Consider the following 16,083-nt stretch of genomic DNA (forward strand, 5'->3'; position numbering starts at 1 on the left):
TCTTCCCATTCTTCGCTGCTGTCCGCGGTGGCGGACTTCTGCTGCGTCCGGGCGCGCGGGGCCGGCTTCTTCTTCTCCTCTTCCTTCTTCGCGGCGGGACGAGTGCTGCCGGCGGCGGCCGGGCGCTGTGCCCGGTTTTCCTCGGTGCGCCCGGCGGGGCGGGCAGCCGCGGCCGGAGCGGCCGGGGCCTCGCTGCGCGAGCCCTTGAAGAAGGCCATCAGCTCGAGCAGTTCGCGAGCCTGATCGTCGAGGGACTCGGAGGCGGAAGCGGCCTCCTCGACCAGGGCGGCGTTCTGCTGGGTAACCTCGTCGAGCTGGGAGACGGCCTTGTTGATCTCGTCGAGCCCGGTGGACTGCTGCTCGGAGGCGGCGGCGATCTCGGCGATGATGTCGGAGACCTTCTTGACCGAGTCGACGATCTCTTCCAGGGCCTTGCCGGAGGCGTCGACGAGCTTGGTGCCCTCGTCGACCTTTTCGACCGAGTCGGAGATCAGGGACTTGATCTCCTTGGCGGCCTGGGCGCTGCGCTGGGCGAGGTTGCGGACCTCGGTGGCGACGACCGCGAAGCCGCGGCCCTGTTCGCCGGCGCGGGCGGCTTCGACCGCGGCGTTGAGGGCGAGCAGATTGGTCTGGAAGGCGATCTCGTCGATGACACCGATGATGTCGGAGATCTTTTTCGAGGACTGGTTGATCTCGCCCATGGCGCCGACGGCCTTGCTGACGACCTCGCCACCCTCGGCGGCCTTGTCGCGCGCGGCGACGGCGAGCTGGTTGGCCTGCTTGGAGTTGTCGGCGTTGGATTTGACCGTGGAGGTCATCTCTTCCATGGAAGAGGCGGTTTCCTCCAGCGAGGAGGCCTGTTCCTCGGTGCGCTGGGACAGATCGGTGTTGCCCTGGGCGATCTCGGAGGAGGCTGAACGCACGTTGTTGGCACCTTCCAGGATCTGCCCGACCAGCCGGTCGAGGTTGTCGATGGTGTCGTGGATGGCGTCGCGGAACTCCGCGAACTCGCCCTGGAAGTCCCCTTCCAGTCGCGCGGTCAGATCGCCCTCGGACATCGCCTGCATTACGCGCGAGCCTTCGCGCAACGGCGGTACCACCGCGTCCAGCAGTTCGTTGACGCCCTCGGCGATGTTCTTCACGAAACCGTCGTAGTCGTCCGGGGTCAGGCGCTCGTCCAGCTTGCCGCGTGCCGCATCGCGGATCAGGGTGTCGATGTTCGCTTCGGCCTGGCGCAGGTCGGTCACGTCCTCCCATTCGACCATGTAGCCGGATGAATTGCCGTCCTCGTCGGTCAGCTGGGTGGCCTTCAGCTCGACCTGGAGGTCACCCATGCGCAGCGTGTGTTTCGCCGGCAGTCCGGTGTGGCCGGCCCGCGATTCGCGTGGGGCATCGAGATAGATCTCGGCGAGGTTGCAGCCCCTCGGATTCAATGGATCGAATCCGCGGGCATGCTCCTGGATCTCCTTGTGGTACTCGCGCAGAAGCGCCTGCGCCGCCGGATTGGCATAGGTCACCCGCAGGTCTGTGTCGGTCATCATCTGGGCCTGGGCCGAACCCTCGAAGGCGGAGCGCATGCGCGCCAGCTCGCGTTCGAAGCGGTTGCGCTCGGTGACGTCGTTCCACTCCACCATGTTGCCCAGATAGCGCCCGTTGGCGTCGACGATGGCCGAGGCCTTCAGCTTGAACTCAAGGTCCGCCACTTCGATCTCGGCTTCCCATGGCAGGCGCGACGGATCCTGCAGGATCGCGCGCTGGTGGGCGGGGTTCTCGTGGAACTGGTCAATGGACTGGCCGACCAGATTGTCCGGGTCGAAGTGGGGGAAGCGTTCGCGGATCGACCCCTTGCGGTTGCGAAGGAGTTCGACCACGGACTGATTCGCGTAGATGATGTTCATGTCCGGGTCGCACATCATCACCGACATGCTGGCGCCTTCGCAGGCGGCCCGCATGAACTGGGCATCCAGTTCGACGCTCGGGGTTTCGGACTGCGGGTTATCTGCCATGGCGGTGTCCTCGCTGGACGTGTTCTGCGAATTTTCGGGCTTGCTCGATGCGGCGGTCTTTCTGCGCGAACGCCGCGCGGCCGGCTTCTTCGTCGGAGTGGCGCCGGCCTGAGGGGCACTGTTGTCAGGCGTCTCGACCGCGGAGTTTTCCGGGGTGTTTTCCGCGCCCGCAGCGGGTGTGGCGCCCGGAGCGGCATCGCCCCCCGGGGCTTCCGTCGCTCCGGATTGCCCGGATTGCCCGGATTGCCCGGATGCGGATGCGCGTGCGTCCTGAGGGCGGTCCGTACCGTCTTCGGCATCCATCCAGCCCAGCGGATCGTTGCCCAGTTTGTTGCGCTTGCGTGTGCTCATTGCGTGTCCTGTCGTTCAGGCCGTTGCCGTCGCGGTTTCCATCAGGTCCCCGGCGAGCGCCTTGAAGTCCCCGGCGGCGCGATGCCGGGGCTGGTATTCGAAGATCGTCTGGCCGAAGCTCGGGCTCTCGGCCAGCACCACCGATTCGCGGATGGTGGTTTCCAGCAGTTGCGAGCCGAAGTGCTCGCGGATCCGGTCGCGCACCTCGCGGGCGTGCCGGCGCTGCTCCATGAACCGCGACAGCACGATCCATTTCGGCCGCGAGCCGCCCAGGCGTTCCTCGATGCCGTGCAGGATGCGCATCAGTCGTGACAGCCCGTTGAGCGAGAGGAAGTCGCCGGCCACCGGGATCAGCATCTCGTCGGCGGCGATGATGGCGTTCATGCCCAGCAGCCCGGCCGATGGCGGGCAGTCGATCAGCACGAAGTCGAACGGTTCGTCCATCGCCGCCAGGGCCCGCTGGAGGCGCCAGCCGCGTTCGGCACCGCCCTGGTTCAGGTTTTCCACTTCCTGCAGGTGCTCGCCGGCGGCGACCACCTTGAGTCCGTTGCCGGCCTCGCTGAAGGCGTCCTGCATGCGCGCCTCGCCGTGCAGCACCCGGTCCAGCCCGGCGGGGTCCTCCAGGCCGAAGGCCATGGTCAGGTGCCCCTGCGGGTCCGCGTCGATCGCCAGCACGCGGTTCCCGGCCAGCGCCAGCGCGTGCGAAAGGTTCAGCGTTACGGTGGTTTTGCCGACGCCGCCTTTCTGGTTGATCACCGCGAACGTGCGCATGGGTCGTTATGCCTCAGGCGCCCTGTTCTTCCCGGATCGCGTCTTCGCTGGCGATCAGGCCGGGGCCGAGCAGGGTGTCGATGTCCAGAACGAGGATCATCTTCTCCTCCACCGTGGCCAGCCCGCGTACGAAGTCGATGCCGATGCGGGTGCCGAAATCCGGGGCCGGCTGCAGGTTGTCGTCGCCGATGCTGTACACCTCGGAGACCGCGTCCACCACGATGCCCATCACCCGTTCGCGGTCCTCGCTGATCACCCGCAGCATGATCACCACCGTGGTGGGGCCGTACTCCAGTGGCTCCATGCCGAAGCGCAGGCGCATGTCGATGATCGGCACGATCATGCCGCGCACGTTGATCACGCCGCGGATGTAGTCCGGCGTGTTGGGCAGCGGGGTGGGGCGTTCCCAGCCCTTGATCTCCTGCACGCGGAGGATGTCCACCCCGTATTCCTCGTCGGCCAGGATGAAGGTCAGGTACTGGTCCTCCCCGGCGGTGGCCGGGTCCTGGATGGACTGGGTCGCGTCGTTAGCCATTGCGTTGGACTCCATTGGTCATCATGCAGCGCGGGTGTCGTGTCCGGCGGCCATCCGGGCGATGCCCGCAACGTCCAGGATCAGCGCCACCTGGCCGTCGCCGAGAATGGTGGCCCCGGCCGTACCCGGCACCCGCCGGAAATTGGTTTCGAGCGTCTTGATGACGACCTGCTGCTGCCCCAGCAGGTCATCCACCCGCAGGGCCACGCGCTGGTTGTCCGCCTCGGCCACCACCAGCAGGGCCCGATCCGGCATCGGCGAGGGTTCGGCCTGCCCGAACAGGGCCGCCAGATCCACGACCGGGATGTACTCGTCCCGCAGGCGGTACAGCGGCAGCTTGCCGAAGGCCTGCTTCACGTTCTCCGGCTCGGTCTGCAGTGACTCGACGATCGCGATCAGCGGGATCACGAAGGTCTCGTCGTGGATCTTCAGCAGCTGGCCGTCCATGATCGACAGGGTCAGCGGCAGGCGAATAGTGACCCGCGAGCCCCGGCCCGGTTCGGAATGCAGTTCGATGTTGCCGCCGAGGCTGCGGATGTTCTTCTTCACCACGTCCATGCCCACGCCGCGGCCGGACAGGTCCGACAGCTTCTCCGCGGTGGAAAGCCCGGGCTCGAAGATGTACTGCAGGATCTCGTGCGGTTCCGGATTCTGGTCCGGCCGCAGCAGACCGGCGGCGCGGGCCTTCTCCAGGATGCGGTCGGAGTTCATCCCGCGGCCGTCGTCGCGGATCTCGATCACCACGTTGCCGCCGCGATGGTAGGCCTCCAGCGTGACCCGGCCGGTGGGGTCCTTGCCGGCCGCGCTGCGCTCGTCGGGCATCTCGATGCCGTGGTCGATGGCGTTGCGCACTAGGTGCACCAGCGGATCGCCCAGGTGCTCCAGCACGGTCTTGTCGATCTCGGTGAGTTCGCCCTCCATCTGCAGGTCGATCTGCTTGCCGAGCTGGCCCGAGAGGTCGTGGACCAGGCGGGGGAAGCGGTTGAAGACCTGCGCGATGGGCACCATGCGGATGCCCATCACGCTTTCCTGCAGCTCGCGGGTATTGCGCTCCAGTTCGGCCAGCCCCGAGCGCAGGCGCTCGATCTGCTGCTCCACGCGCGCGGGGTCTTCTTCCATCTGCTCGCTGATGTCGGTGAGCATCGACTGGGTGATGACCAGCTCGCCGACCATGTCGATCAGGGCGTCGATCTTGGCGGCGTTGACCCGCATGGAGCTGGATTCGGTCGGCTTCGAGGCCGCGCGTGCGGGCGCCCCGCCCGCGCCGTCCTCACCGCCGGGGGGCGTGGATTCCGGGCCGGAACCGTCCGGGGGCGGATCCGCCGGGGGTTGCGTCCCGGCGCTGCCGGCGACGCCGTCGAGCGGCTCGATCACCAGATCGCATTCGTCCTCGACCCATTCGAAGACTTCCTCGATGTCGGCACGGTCCGCGTCGCCGCGCAGTTCCAGGGTCCAGGCGAGGTAGCTGGCTTCCGGCTCAAAGCCCTCCAGCGTCGCGGGCAGGCACTCCGCGTCGCAGTGCACCGTCAGCTCGCCCAGCTCCTCCAGCACTTCGAACATGCGCAGCGGGTCGTTGCCGGTGCGCAGCAGGTCGGCATGCGGACGAAAATGGATACGCCAGCCGCGGGGAGTCCCGTCACTGTCCCCGGGGCCGTTCTCCGGTCCGGATCCGTCAACGTTTCCGCCCGCAGTGGGCGCCGGGGCATCCGGAGTCGCATCCGGCGCCGCGTCACCCAGGGTCGCCTCGATCAGGGCACGCACCTCGGCCGCCTCGGCCGGGTCGGCTTCGCCCCCGTCGCGGGCCGCCTGCAGCTGGCCGCGCAGCACGTCCACCGCGCGCAGCAGCAGATTGACGATCTCCGGGGTGGTCTCCTGCTGACCGTTACGCATGCGGTCGAGCAGGGTCTCCATGCCGTGGGTGAATTCGGAGATCGCGCTGAACCCGAACGTCCCGGCGCCACCCTTGATGGAGTGGGCCGCACGGAAGATCGTGTGCAGGGTTTCCTCGTCGCCGGCGTTGAGCGCCAGCAACTCGGTCTCCATGTGTTCCAGCCCCTCGAAGCTTTCTTCGAGGAAGGCCTCGGTGAACTGGGACATGTCCATGGACATGGCTAGCGCAGGACCTTGTTGACGGTGCTCATCAGCTTCTCCGGATCGAAGGGCTTGACCAGCCAGCCGGTGGCGCCGGCGGCCTTGCCTTCCTGCTTCTTCTCCGGTCCGGCCTCGGTGGTCAGCACCAGGATGGGCGTGAACTTGTAGTCCGGCAGCTTGCGCAGCTCGCGGGTCAGCTCCAGGCCGTCCTTGCCGGGCATGTTTACGTCGGTGATGACCAGATCGGCCTTCAGCCCCTGTGCCTTGCTCAGGCCGTCGTTGCCGTCCCGGCCCTCGGTCACGTCGTGACCGGCCTGCTTGAGCGCGAAGCTCACCATCTGTCGCATCGAGGACGAGTCGTCCACCACCAGCACCTTGGCCATTGCGTGCCCCTGTTATCCGATTGTCTTGTTCATGCGGGCGACCCCGGGTTCGGTCGTGTGACCTGCCAGCAAGCCGTATGCCAGCGTCGCCGTCGCATTCTCCGAAAAACCTGTACAAGGACTGTACAGCAAACTCGGGGTCCGTCACAGAATTTAACGGGTCCCGGAAGAAAAACTTGAGCCGAGCGGTTCCGCTCCGCGGAAAAACGACCAAATCTTGACCATTCCTGTACAGTCAGGAAGGCTTTGTGTCGTGCTGTCGTCAGGATCCCTGCGGGTTCGCGGAGTCCTGCACGTGGCCCTCCAGCCCCAGGCGCTGCAGGCCGCTTTCCAGAGCGGGGCTGACGGGATCGAGAGTCATGGGCTGGCCGCGGCGGTCGGCTTCCCGGCGCAGCATCGCCAGAAGTTGCAGGCCTGCGGTGTCCGTATCCCGGACGCTGTCACCGTCCAGCCGCAGGGGCTGGCCCTGGTCCAGGGGCTGGCGCGCGGTTTCGGTCAGCGTCTCGACGGCGTCGATGCGCAGGCGTTCCGGCAGTTCGATGGCAGGCTGTTCGTTGGTATTCATGCGGGCTCCTGGTTCATGCTGCGAGATGTCGCGTGCGGTCGTTCCTGTCTGTGTCGGCAACCGGACACAGGTTTTGAGGTTCGTCACGTTTTCACAAGTTCCGTTTCTTTTTTCCGGGGGTAGTCGCGATGGTCGGTTCCGGCCCGCCGCATCGACGCATCATCGCCTTGCCGGGGCGGCCGGAGGTCTGCGAGCGCGCGGGCGACTGGCTGCGGCAACAGGCCGACGACCATGCCGTCCTTTGGGTGGGGCGCCGCGCGCCCGCGGATCTGCCCGCGGTGCGTCCGGCCCAGGCCGGGGACTGGCTGGGCCGCGAGCGCGACGCGGTGGTGTTCGAGGCGCAGTCCGATGTCCCCGCCGATGCTCTGGTGATCGTCAGCGGCATCCTGCGCGGGGGCGGGGTGCTGGTGCTGCTCACGGATGCCGGTGGCGCCACGCCGTTTGGCGAGCGCTGGCAGGCCGCGCTGGCGGAGGCGGTGGTGGAGCATCCCGACCCCGGGCGGCCGACCGACTGGCCGCACCCCGGTGGCGCTGCGGGTGGCCACGGCTGGACCGCCGACCAGCGGGCGGTGCTGGACATGCTGCGCGAGCCGGACGCACGGGGAGCCCGGCGCTGTGACGTGGTGATCGCCCCGCGCGGGCGCGGCAAGTCTACCGTGCTCGGACAGTGGCTGGGTGAACACCTGCGGCTGTGGGGCGCTCCGGACGGGGAGATTGCCGTGGCCGCGCCGGCCCCGTCCGCGGCCGAGCGCCTGCTGGCACAGGCTGCGGAAGGCTCGCCCGTCGTGGATCCCGCCACGCTTTATCGCGCACCGGCGGTCCTGCTGGATTCCCCGGCACGGCCCGACCTGCTGATCGTGGACGAGGCCGCGGCCATCCCGGTGGAGCGCCTGCTGGAACTGCCCCGGCGCGCCCGCCGGGTGGTGCTGGCGACCACCACCGGCGGGTTCGAGGGCAGCGGTCAGGGGTTCCGCCTGCGGGTGCTGCCGGCACTGGAACGGGCCGGCCTGCGACCGCGGATCCTGCGCCTGCACGAGCCCGTGCGCTGGGCCGCGGGCGATCCGCTGGAAGACTGGATCAACCGGCTGTTCCTGCTGGAGGCGAGCAGTCACGAGCCGCTGCCCCAGGCCGTGCGTCTGGCGTGGCGCTCGCCGGCCGAGCTCGCGGGCGATGCTGCCCGTCTGCAGGCGCTGACCGGCCTGCTGGCCGACGCGCATTATCGTACCCGGCCCTCGGATCTGCAGCGCTGGCTGGATGATCCCGACCTGCATGTGCTGCTGCTGGAAGGCGTGCGCGACGGCGCGCTTTTCGGGGCGGTGCTGGTGCAGGCCGAGCCGGGGCTGGAGCCGGAGCTGGCGGACGCGGTGTGGGCCGGCGAACGGCGGCCGCCGGGACGCTTCCTGCCGTGCACCCTGGCTGCGGTGGGTTCCTTTTCACTGGCGGGGCAGACCGCCTGGCGGATCCACCGGATCGCGGTGCATCCTGCCTGGCAGGGGCGCGGGCTGGGCACGCGCCTGCTGCGCGCCGCGGCCGAAAGGGCCGCGCGCGACGGGGTGGGGCTGCTGGGGGCGGCGTTCGGGGTGACCCCGGGCATGCTGTATTTCTGGCAGCGCGAGGGCTTCGCGCCGGTGCGTCTGGGCGTGCGCCCGGATCCGGCCAGCGGACAGGTCACGCTGATCGTGATGCGTGCGCTGGCCGAGGCCGGCGAGGCGGGGCCGGCGCTGGCGGCTGTGCAGGGGGCTTTCGCCCGCGACTGGCCGCTATGGCGCGCGCTGGCCGCGGAGCAGCTGGACAGCGCCACCACCCGCGCCATCGAGCAGAGCCTGCCGGCGCCCGGCGAGCATGGCGAAGTCGATGCGGACGATCGCGCCTCGATCGAGGCGTTTGCCCATCGCAGCCGGAGCTTCGAGTGGGCCCTGCCGGCCCTGCGCCGGGCCCTGATGGCCGACACCCGGCCGGATCGCGCGCCGGATCTGAACCCGGGCCAGGACTCGGACCGGGCCCTGCTGCATGCTGCGTGCGTGCAGCAGCAGGACTGGGCGGCCCTGCAAGCGCTGGCCGGAGTCTCCGGCCGGCGCGGGGTCATCCGCCGCCTGCGCGGGGCGGCGGCCAGGTGGCTGGCCGAAACCCGGCCCGAAACCCGGCCCGAAACCCGGCCCGAGATCCGCTAGTCCACCCGCACCAGGCGCGAGCTGACCAGCTCGCCGTGGCGCAGCATCGCGTCGTACAGGGCCTCGCTGCGTTCGGCCAGTTCGGCGTCGTCGTCCCAGGCCCCCGGGCGGTCGAATGCGTCGCCGGCGCGGTACCCGTTGCCCACGGCCTGCACGAAGGCCGCGGCGGCGCGGGTGGTGACGGTCGGGTCGCTGACCGAGCCGTCGCCATGGTCCAGGCGGGCCGGCACGTAGTCGCCGTCGAGCTGGTATTCGAGCGCGCCGAGGAACATGCGGTCCAGTGCCCGGCCCACCTTCTGCTCCAGTTCGGGGTGACGTTCGCCCATCAGGCCGGAGGTGCCGTCGCGCTCGCGCAGGATGGAAAACCCGCCGGTGACCTGATGCACGAAGCGCCACTGGCCGCCGACATCCACTTCGTTCGACGCGGCCATGGCCCGGCCGTCGACGAATTCCAGGCGCGCGGGCAGGCCCCAGTCACGCAGCGGCCCGTGTCCGTCCAGCACGGCCGTGGTGATGGCCGCGGCGCGATCCGCCAGGGTTTCCGCCCGTTCCTGGTCGTCATCGTCTCCGTACAGCGCCAGCATCTCGTACAAGCCCTTGTGCCCGCGCAGCATGGCACCGAGCTGGTCGACGGACCACTCGGTACCCTCGTCCAGTACGTAGACCCCGGCGTCTGCGTCCCAGGCCTCATCGGCCCGGTCCGCAACCGCACGGGCGACCGCCACCAGGTCGTCGCGCGAATGGCCCAGCCAGCCGGCCAGGGCATCCCGGTCGAGCTGGCCCATGTCATCGGCGCCACCCGGCTTGTCCTGGCGGACCCAGGCATAGGCCGAGGCGTGCAGCGCATCCATGCCGTAGGCGAAGGCCTCGGCATCGCTGGCTTCGGCGCCGTGGATTCGGCCGTCTTCATGGCGCGTGTTGACCAGATGGTTCTCCAGCTGCGAGATCATCGGGCTGGGCTTGTGGGTGAGGTCGTCGTACAGCCCGAGTTCCTCGAACCGGCCCGCGCTGTGGTGCATGTGATAAAGATAGGAGGCTTCGGCGTAGGCGGCTGGTGCGGCCTCCTCTTCCCCTTCGGCATGGGCGCGGAGGCGACCCTCGTCGAGGAACGCCCCCTCGGCGTAGCCCAGCAGGTCCAGCCAGCGTTCGCCGACCGCCTGCATCGGGTCTCCGGCCAGTTCCGGGCGATAACCTTCATGGCCCATCTCGCTGTCGCGCATCAGCCGGCCCTTGACCGTCAGGGCCCCGAGGGCGGCAAAGGTGTCCCCCGCCCGTGCGCCGTCGACGGAGACCAGCGGCTGGCCGTCCCGGTCCAGGGTCTGGGCGACCGTGCCGGTGCCGGTGTCCGCATGCGCGGCGCCTCCCGCGAGGCTCAGCGCCGCGATCAGGGTCCCGCCGAATCGAGTCGTTGCAGTCATCATGAAACCTCCTGGATCATCCTTTGTGGTGTTCGAAACCGGGCGGCAGGTGCTCGCGCATCGCATCGCTCAGCGGGACATCGTGCACTACCATCACCGGCAGGCTGGCATGACGCACCAGCCACTCGGTGGCCGAGCCCGACAGCATGCTGGCGAGCTGGCTGCGCCCGCGGGTGCCCATCACGATCAGTTCCCCGTCCCATTCCTCGGCGAGGCGCGAGATCTCCTCGGGTGCACTGCCCACGGCCACCGCGCATTCCTCGTCGTCCCGCGCCCATTCCTTCAGCCGGGCATAGGCCTGCTCCTCCGCCGACTGGCGCATGTCTTTCGAATGCAGCGGCGAGGAGCCGGCCCCGGCCATGGCCCCGGCCGCGCTGCCGCGGGCGACATCCGCGGGTTTCATCACGTGCAGCAGGCGGCGCGTGGCACCGGGACAATGGTGCCGAGAGATAGCGAGGGCCGCGGCCGAGGCGGAAGAAAAATCGATGGCGACAATGACGCGTTGCAGCATGCGGAAATCCTGACTTTCGAGCGTGCGTGGCGGGGGCGACCCCGTTGGACTTTGAGGCTGGCACTTCAGAAAACGCTGATGAGGTGTTACACTCTCGCGCCTTTCTCACGGGCGGTTCCTGTGACCTGCTCCTCGTCCGTGATCCAGCGCCGTAACTGGTGGCCACGGGATGCCTAGCAGTACCCCACTGACCGGTGCCCGTCAATCCCACCCGTCTTATCACTGCAGTCGCGGTCTGCACCGTGCTCAGGGCCGGCGCGTCAAACCTCTGATTCGGGAGATTTGCCGTGCAGCAGACGCTACAGGCCTTCTGGCAACGCCAGCGTGACATCTGGTTCTTCAACGTCCGCGGCGATCTGATCGCCGGGATCGTCGTCGCCCTCGCCCTCATTCCCGAGGCGATCGCGTTTTCCATCATCGCCGGCGTGGACCCTTCGGTGGGGCTGTACGCGTCCTTCTCCATGGCGGTGGTGATCGCCTTCACCGGTGGTCGCCCCGGCATGATCTCCGCGGCTACCGGGGCCATGGCCCTGCTGATGGTCACCCTGGTGGCGGAGCACGGGTTGCAGTACCTGCTGGCCGCGACCCTGCTGACCGGGGTGATCCAGCTACTGTTCGCCTGGGCGAAGCTGGGGCGTTACATGATGTTCATCCCGCGCACCGTGATGGTCGGGTTCGTGAACGCGCTGGCGATCCTGATCTTCATGTCGCAGGTGCCGTATCTGGTGGACGGTGACACCACCATGTGGGTGCTGGTCTCCGTCGGCCTGCTGATCCTCTACGGCCTGCCGCTGATCCCGGGCTATCCCAAACTGCTGCCGCCTCCGCTGGTGGCCATCGTGGTCCTGACCATCGTGGTCTACTACATGGGCCTGCCCACCATGGAAGTGGGCGACATGGGCGAGCTGCCCGACGGCCTGCCGGTGTTCCTGTTCCCCGACATCCCGTGGAACCTCGAGACCCTGCAGATCATCTTCCCCACCGCGTTCTCGCTGGCTGTGGTCGGTCTGCTGGAATCGCTGATGACGGCGCAGGTGGTGGACGATCTCACCGACACTCCCTCCGGCAAGAACCGCGAGGCCCAGGGCCAGGGCATCGCCAACATCGTGACCGGCTTCTTCGGCGGCATGGCCAGCTGCGCGATGATCGGGCAGTCGGTCATCAACATCAAATCCGGCGGTCTGGGACGGCTGTCTACCCTGTCGGCGGGTCTGTACCTGCTGTTCTTCATCCTTGTGCTGGGGGATCTGGTGTCGATCATCCCCATGGCCGCACTGGTGGCCGTGATGATCATGGTCTCCATCGCCACCTTCGACTGGAGCTCGCTGACCACCCTGCACAAGCTTCCGCGCACCGATGCCACCGTGCTCATCGTGACCGTGGGCGTGACCGTGGTGACCCACGACCTCTCGCTGGGCGTGTTCGCCGGCGTATTGCTCAGCGCGGTGTTCTTCGCGCGCAAGATGGTCAACGCCGTCCATGTGGAAAGCGAACGACCGGAAGGAAGCAGGATCCGTACGTACAAGGTCCGCGGGCAGCTGTTCTTCGTGGCCGTGGACAAGTTCATCGACAGCTTCGACTACCGCGAGCGCATTCATCACGTGGTCATCGACCTCAGCGACGCCTCGCTGTGGGACAGCTCCGCGGTGGCCGCCATCGACAAGGTGGTGGCCAAGTTCCGCCGCAACGGCATGGAAGTGGAAGTGAAGGCCCCGCCCGGCCAGAGCGGCGAGCTCCACGACAAGCTCGCCCAGCATGACAAGGAAGGCAGCGCCAGCGAACCCGGGGGCCACTGATCCGCGCCGGCACGTGACCGTGCGCCCCGGGGCATTGCACTATCGTCCGGCGCCCGCGTTCAGGGCTGCGTCCAGGTGTTCGGTGATGTGGTCGGCGATGCGGGTGTCCAGCCAGTAACGGGGGCGCCCGGGCACGTCTCCGGCCACAAAGCCCACATGCCCGCCGCGCGCCTGCAGCTCCAGCCGGACCCCGGGGCCCAGTTCGCGGGCGGCGGGGGTGCTGGTGCCCGGGACGAACGGGTCGTCCGCGGCATGCAGGATGAGGGTCGGCTGGCGGATGGCACCCAGGCGCGGGCGACAGCTGGCGCGGGCGTAGTAGTCGGCACTGTCGCGAAAGCCGTGCAGCGGGGCGGTGATGCGCTCGTCGAACTCGCGCAGCCGGCGCATGCGGCGTAGCTCCGCGAGCGGCAGCGGGGCATCGTCGCGTGCTGCGAACTTGCGCAGCGTGACCCGGCGCAGACCGCGCATCAGATGCCACTGGTAGACCCGCGCGAAGCCGCGCTCCAGGGCATCGGCGCTGGCGGCCAGATCGAACGGCACCGATACCGCCACAGCGGTGGCCAGCGGCGCGTCGCCGCGTTCCCCCAGCCACGACAGCAGCATGGAACCGCTCAGGGAAAACCCGCAGACCGCCATCGGCCGGGCAGGGTCGCGTCGACGCAGGGTCTCCACCACGTGGTCGAGGTCGTCCCATGCCGCCGCGTGATAGCTGCGGCGCAGCCGGTTCGGGTGCGAGCCGGCCCCGCGCGAGATCAGCACCGCGCTGCCGATCCCGCGCCGCGCCAGCGCCGCCACCACCCCCAGCGCATAGCCCGAGGTCTCGTCGCCGCCCAGACCGTGGCCCACCAGCACCAGACCGCGGCCCGGTGGCCCCCAGGCCAGTTCCAGGAAATCCCCGTCCGGCAGTTCCAGGCGTTCGCGCTCCAGCCGCACCGGTGGCGGCGCGCGAAACAGTGCCGGAAAGACCGTCTGCGCATGGCGCCCCGCCAGCCACCAGGCCGGCCGGAACGCCTGATCCGTCTTGCCCTCGAACGGGTCGCTCAACCTCTGGCCTCCTCGATCGCCACCGGATGCATTCGCGGACAGCGAGCAGGCCATGAAGTGCCCCGAGCGCGCTCGAACCTGGCCACGGCGCCAAAGACGTGGGAAACGATCTTGCCTCCGGGTGTCCTGGTGTCGATCGTTTTCGAGACTCCCCGCTCAGTGATCGCAGGGATGGACTCGGGGCCGGATGCCGCGCTAACTTAGCACAAGGTAATACCTAGTAATACGAGGTCCGCCATGGCAACGTCCCTGAAAATCGATGACGCACTGAAAGCCCGCCTCCAGGATCTCGCCGCCCAACGCCGACGGTCGCCCCACTGGATCATGCTCGAAGCCATCCGCCAATACGTTGACCGCGAGGAAGCCCGAGAGAGTTTCAGGCAGGAAGCCCTGGCGTCCTGGTCGGCCTATCGGGAAACCGGCCAGCACCTGACCGGGCAGGAAGCCCGCGACTGGTTGAGAACATGGGGCACTGACGATGAAGGAACCGTGCCCGAGTGCCACGAGTAATCGTCACCGCAGGCGCCGCAGAAGGTTTGGAGCGATGCAGGCGGGCTCTCGCCACTAAAGCTCCGGATGCGGCCAGGCGCGCGGGTCAGGTGATCGAGCGGCAATTCCTGCTGCTGGAAACGGCCCCCGATATTGGGCGACCGGACCCTGAAATCCCCGAACTGCGTGAGCTGGTGATTGCCTTCGGCGACTCCGGATTCGTGGCCCTCTACCGTCACGAACCGGCCGACGACGCCGTGTACGTCCTCGCCTTCCGGCACCAGAAAGAGGCGGGTTACTGAATGCGGAGCCCGAGCTTCAATCGCTTGTGCCGTGCATCGGTCACGAACAGCGGAATCCGTAACCGCGGCTTACAGGTTCGGGGCCGGAATTTTCAGATCGTCCGGGGTGAGGCGGTGCGGCAGGAGCGCCTGGACGGCGTCGGGTGCGGCCACTGGACGGTGGGGCGCGCTTACTTGCCCGGCGTCCGCCGGCGGTAGACCCCCAGCTCGAGGCGCTCCCACGGATCCTCGCTGTCGCGCTTGTCGATGATGCGGGCCACCAGCTCCTCGTTGCGGTCCAGCAGCTCGGCCGCCATGTTGTTCTCCTCGCGCGGCAGATACCCCAGCTGGTGATCCAGCCAGCACACCGCCACTGCGTTCGGATCGACCGGATTCAGCCGCTCGCGCTGCACCGTCAGCCCCTGCCCGCGGCGCAGGTGCGGCCACAGCCGCGGCGCCTCGTGATGCCGATACCCCGCCAGCGGAATCCGTTGCAGGAGCTCCTCCGTCGTGGCCGTGTTCTGAATCCGCTCCCGCCGCGCATAATAACCGCGCAGCACCGGAACGGGACGGGCCTGATCGGGAAAACGGGAGCCGTTGCGTTGCATGGGAACCTCCGGGTTCGTGTTGCCAGTACCCGCATCCCACCACAGGCGGTGGCTCACACAGTGAGCCACCCGGCCGGGGCGTCGCTACCGTGGTCTCCGTTGGGGCTGTTTCGTTTGTTCCTGGTGCGCCCATATCGAAGGAAGACGAGAGGAACGACGATGAACGCCCACGAAAGGAACAGCGGCCTGCCCGACCCTGAAGACGCCGCTCTGGCGCGCGAAGGCGCGAGCGAACTGGCCCGGCTGCTCGCAGAGAAGCCCGAGGCCGAACGGGCGCAGATCCGTCTGGACGGAGCCGACCTGATCGTGCCGCGGCAGGCAGTTTCTCTGTTGCGCGACATCCTTGCCCAGATGGCCCAGGGGAATGCGGTAACGGTGGTCCCGACCCACGCGGAACTGAGCACCCAGGAGGCCGCCACGATCCTCAATGTGTCGCGGCCGTTTGTCGTCAAACTGCTCGAGCGGGGCGATATCCCGTTTCGCAAGGCCGGCACGCACCGCCGCATCCGTTATGAAGACCTCATGAACTACAAGGCGCGCATGGACGCCGACAGCCGCGAAGCAATGGATGCTCTGGCCGCGCAAGCGCAGGAGCTGGACATGGGCTATTGATGCATGCGCTTCGTCGTCATCTATGACGCCTGCGTCCTGTATCCGGCCCCATTGCGTGACTTCCTGATTCGTCTGGCCCGTACCGGGCTTTTCGCCGCGAAGTGGACGGACGACTTCCTGGAGGCGCTGCACCCGGATGTCTTCGCGGAGCAACAGCTGGACCTCGGCGAGAGTGCGGTCCTGTGGGCAGCGAAAGAACACCGTGCCGCCCTGCGAAATCCGGAGGTCGGCCCCGATGCCTACATCGACACTCTTGAGAAACACGGCCTGGCGGTGACCGCCCAGCGGCTCCGCGAATTTTCCGAATTCATTTGATTGCGCAGGGCATCGGCGACGCGTTCGCGCAGGGAACCGCATGGGCGGTTGAATCCCCGCAGGTGCGGGGAACACTCATCGTTATCCGGAGCAAAGTACTCCGGCCTCGGTTCATCCCCGCGGGTGCGGGGAACAC

Annotated in this window: 16 protein-coding genes; 6 read left to right on the forward strand and 10 right to left on the reverse strand. The window is 68.1% G+C overall.

Annotation, left to right across the window (positions count from 1 at the left end; genetic code table 11):
- The 6 genes from G020_RS0113675 to G020_RS0113700 all read right to left on the reverse strand — a co-directional run.
- On the reverse strand, positions 1–2,357 hold a 2,357-nt coding region (locus G020_RS0113675), incomplete at its 3' end, for a methyl-accepting chemotaxis protein (protein ID WP_024329983.1).
- A 15-nt stretch (positions 2,358–2,372) separates the two neighbouring features.
- Entirely contained in the window at positions 2,373–3,128 is a 756-nt protein-coding gene (locus G020_RS0113680) for a ParA family protein (protein ID WP_018947630.1), read from the reverse strand.
- Positions 3,129–3,141: 13 nt separating this feature from the next.
- Positions 3,142–3,663: a chemotaxis protein CheW gene (locus G020_RS0113685; RefSeq protein WP_018869624.1), complete on the reverse strand. Its 522-nt coding sequence runs from the start codon at positions 3,661–3,663 to the stop codon at positions 3,142–3,144.
- A 21-nt stretch (positions 3,664–3,684) separates the two neighbouring features.
- Positions 3,685–5,772 (reverse strand): chemotaxis protein CheA, encoded by a 2,088-nt coding sequence (locus tag G020_RS0113690; protein WP_024329984.1) that lies wholly within the window; start codon positions 5,770–5,772, stop codon positions 3,685–3,687.
- A gap of 2 nt (positions 5,773–5,774) precedes the next feature.
- Positions 5,775–6,137, reverse strand: a complete 363-nt coding sequence (locus tag G020_RS0113695; RefSeq protein ID WP_018869626.1) for a response regulator — start codon at positions 6,135–6,137, stop codon at positions 5,775–5,777.
- Positions 6,138–6,399: 262 nt separating this feature from the next.
- Positions 6,400–6,702, reverse strand: coding sequence for an STAS domain-containing protein (locus tag G020_RS0113700; RefSeq protein WP_024329985.1), 303 nt, complete (start codon positions 6,700–6,702; stop codon positions 6,400–6,402).
- A 128-nt stretch (positions 6,703–6,830) separates the two neighbouring features.
- Here G020_RS0113700 and G020_RS0113705 point away from each other — a divergent pair, with 128 nt between their 5' ends.
- Entirely contained in the window at positions 6,831–8,873 is a 2,043-nt protein-coding gene (locus G020_RS0113705) for a GNAT family N-acetyltransferase (RefSeq protein WP_024329986.1), read from the forward strand.
- On the opposite strand, the gene G020_RS0113710 is transcribed toward G020_RS0113705, so the two are convergent.
- Together G020_RS0113710 and G020_RS0113715 are read right to left on the reverse strand one after the other, a co-directional pair.
- On the reverse strand, positions 8,870–10,294 hold the full coding sequence (locus G020_RS0113710) for a hypothetical protein (protein WP_024329987.1): 1,425 nt from the start codon (positions 10,292–10,294) through the stop codon (positions 8,870–8,872). The genes G020_RS0113705 and G020_RS0113710 overlap by 4 nt on opposite strands.
- Positions 10,295–10,307: 13 nt before the next feature.
- On the reverse strand, positions 10,308–10,802 hold the full coding sequence (locus tag G020_RS0113715) for a universal stress protein (protein WP_018947624.1): 495 nt from the start codon (positions 10,800–10,802) through the stop codon (positions 10,308–10,310).
- Positions 10,803–11,089: 287 nt separating this feature from the next.
- Between G020_RS0113715 and G020_RS0113720 the strand changes: the two genes are divergently transcribed.
- Positions 11,090–12,598: a SulP family inorganic anion transporter gene (locus tag G020_RS0113720; RefSeq protein ID WP_024329988.1), complete on the forward strand. Its 1,509-nt coding sequence runs from the start codon at positions 11,090–11,092 to the stop codon at positions 12,596–12,598.
- 39 nt (positions 12,599–12,637) lie between these two features.
- Here G020_RS0113720 and G020_RS0113725 read toward each other — a convergent pair whose 3' ends face one another.
- The gene (locus G020_RS0113725) at positions 12,638–13,642 is read right to left on the reverse strand and encodes a hydrolase (protein WP_024329989.1); all 1,005 of its coding nucleotides are present in this window, start codon (positions 13,640–13,642) and stop codon (positions 12,638–12,640) included.
- Between the two features lie 237 nt (positions 13,643–13,879).
- Here G020_RS0113725 and G020_RS0113730 point away from each other — a divergent pair, with 237 nt between their 5' ends.
- Both G020_RS0113730 and G020_RS0113735 read left to right on the forward strand, forming a co-directional pair.
- Positions 13,880–14,152, forward strand: coding sequence for a CopG family ribbon-helix-helix protein (locus G020_RS0113730; protein ID WP_018947621.1), 273 nt, complete (start codon positions 13,880–13,882; stop codon positions 14,150–14,152).
- 26 nt (positions 14,153–14,178) lie between these two features.
- On the forward strand, positions 14,179–14,433 hold the full coding sequence (locus G020_RS0113735) for a type II toxin-antitoxin system RelE/ParE family toxin (RefSeq protein WP_024329990.1): 255 nt from the start codon (positions 14,179–14,181) through the stop codon (positions 14,431–14,433).
- A gap of 170 nt (positions 14,434–14,603) precedes the next feature.
- Here the strand turns inward: G020_RS0113735 and G020_RS0113740 are convergent, their stop codons facing one another.
- Positions 14,604–15,020: an HIRAN domain-containing protein gene (locus G020_RS0113740; RefSeq protein WP_024329991.1), complete on the reverse strand. Its 417-nt coding sequence runs from the start codon at positions 15,018–15,020 to the stop codon at positions 14,604–14,606.
- A gap of 159 nt (positions 15,021–15,179) precedes the next feature.
- Here G020_RS0113740 and G020_RS0113745 point away from each other — a divergent pair, with 159 nt between their 5' ends.
- Positions 15,180–15,632 carry a helix-turn-helix domain-containing protein gene (locus G020_RS0113745; RefSeq protein WP_024329992.1) on the forward strand — a complete coding sequence of 151 codons (453 nt, stop codon included), beginning with the start codon at positions 15,180–15,182 and terminating at the stop codon, positions 15,630–15,632.
- 3 nt (positions 15,633–15,635) lie between these two features.
- On the forward strand, positions 15,636–15,947 hold the full coding sequence (locus tag G020_RS0113750; RefSeq protein ID WP_024329993.1) for a hypothetical protein: 312 nt from the start codon (positions 15,636–15,638) through the stop codon (positions 15,945–15,947).
- Positions 15,948–16,083: the final 136 nt, after the last annotated feature.

It is taken from the genome of Thioalkalivibrio sp. ALR17-21 (assembly GCF_000420185.1).
GTDB lineage: Bacteria > Pseudomonadota > Gammaproteobacteria > Ectothiorhodospirales > Ectothiorhodospiraceae > Thioalkalivibrio > Thioalkalivibrio halophilus.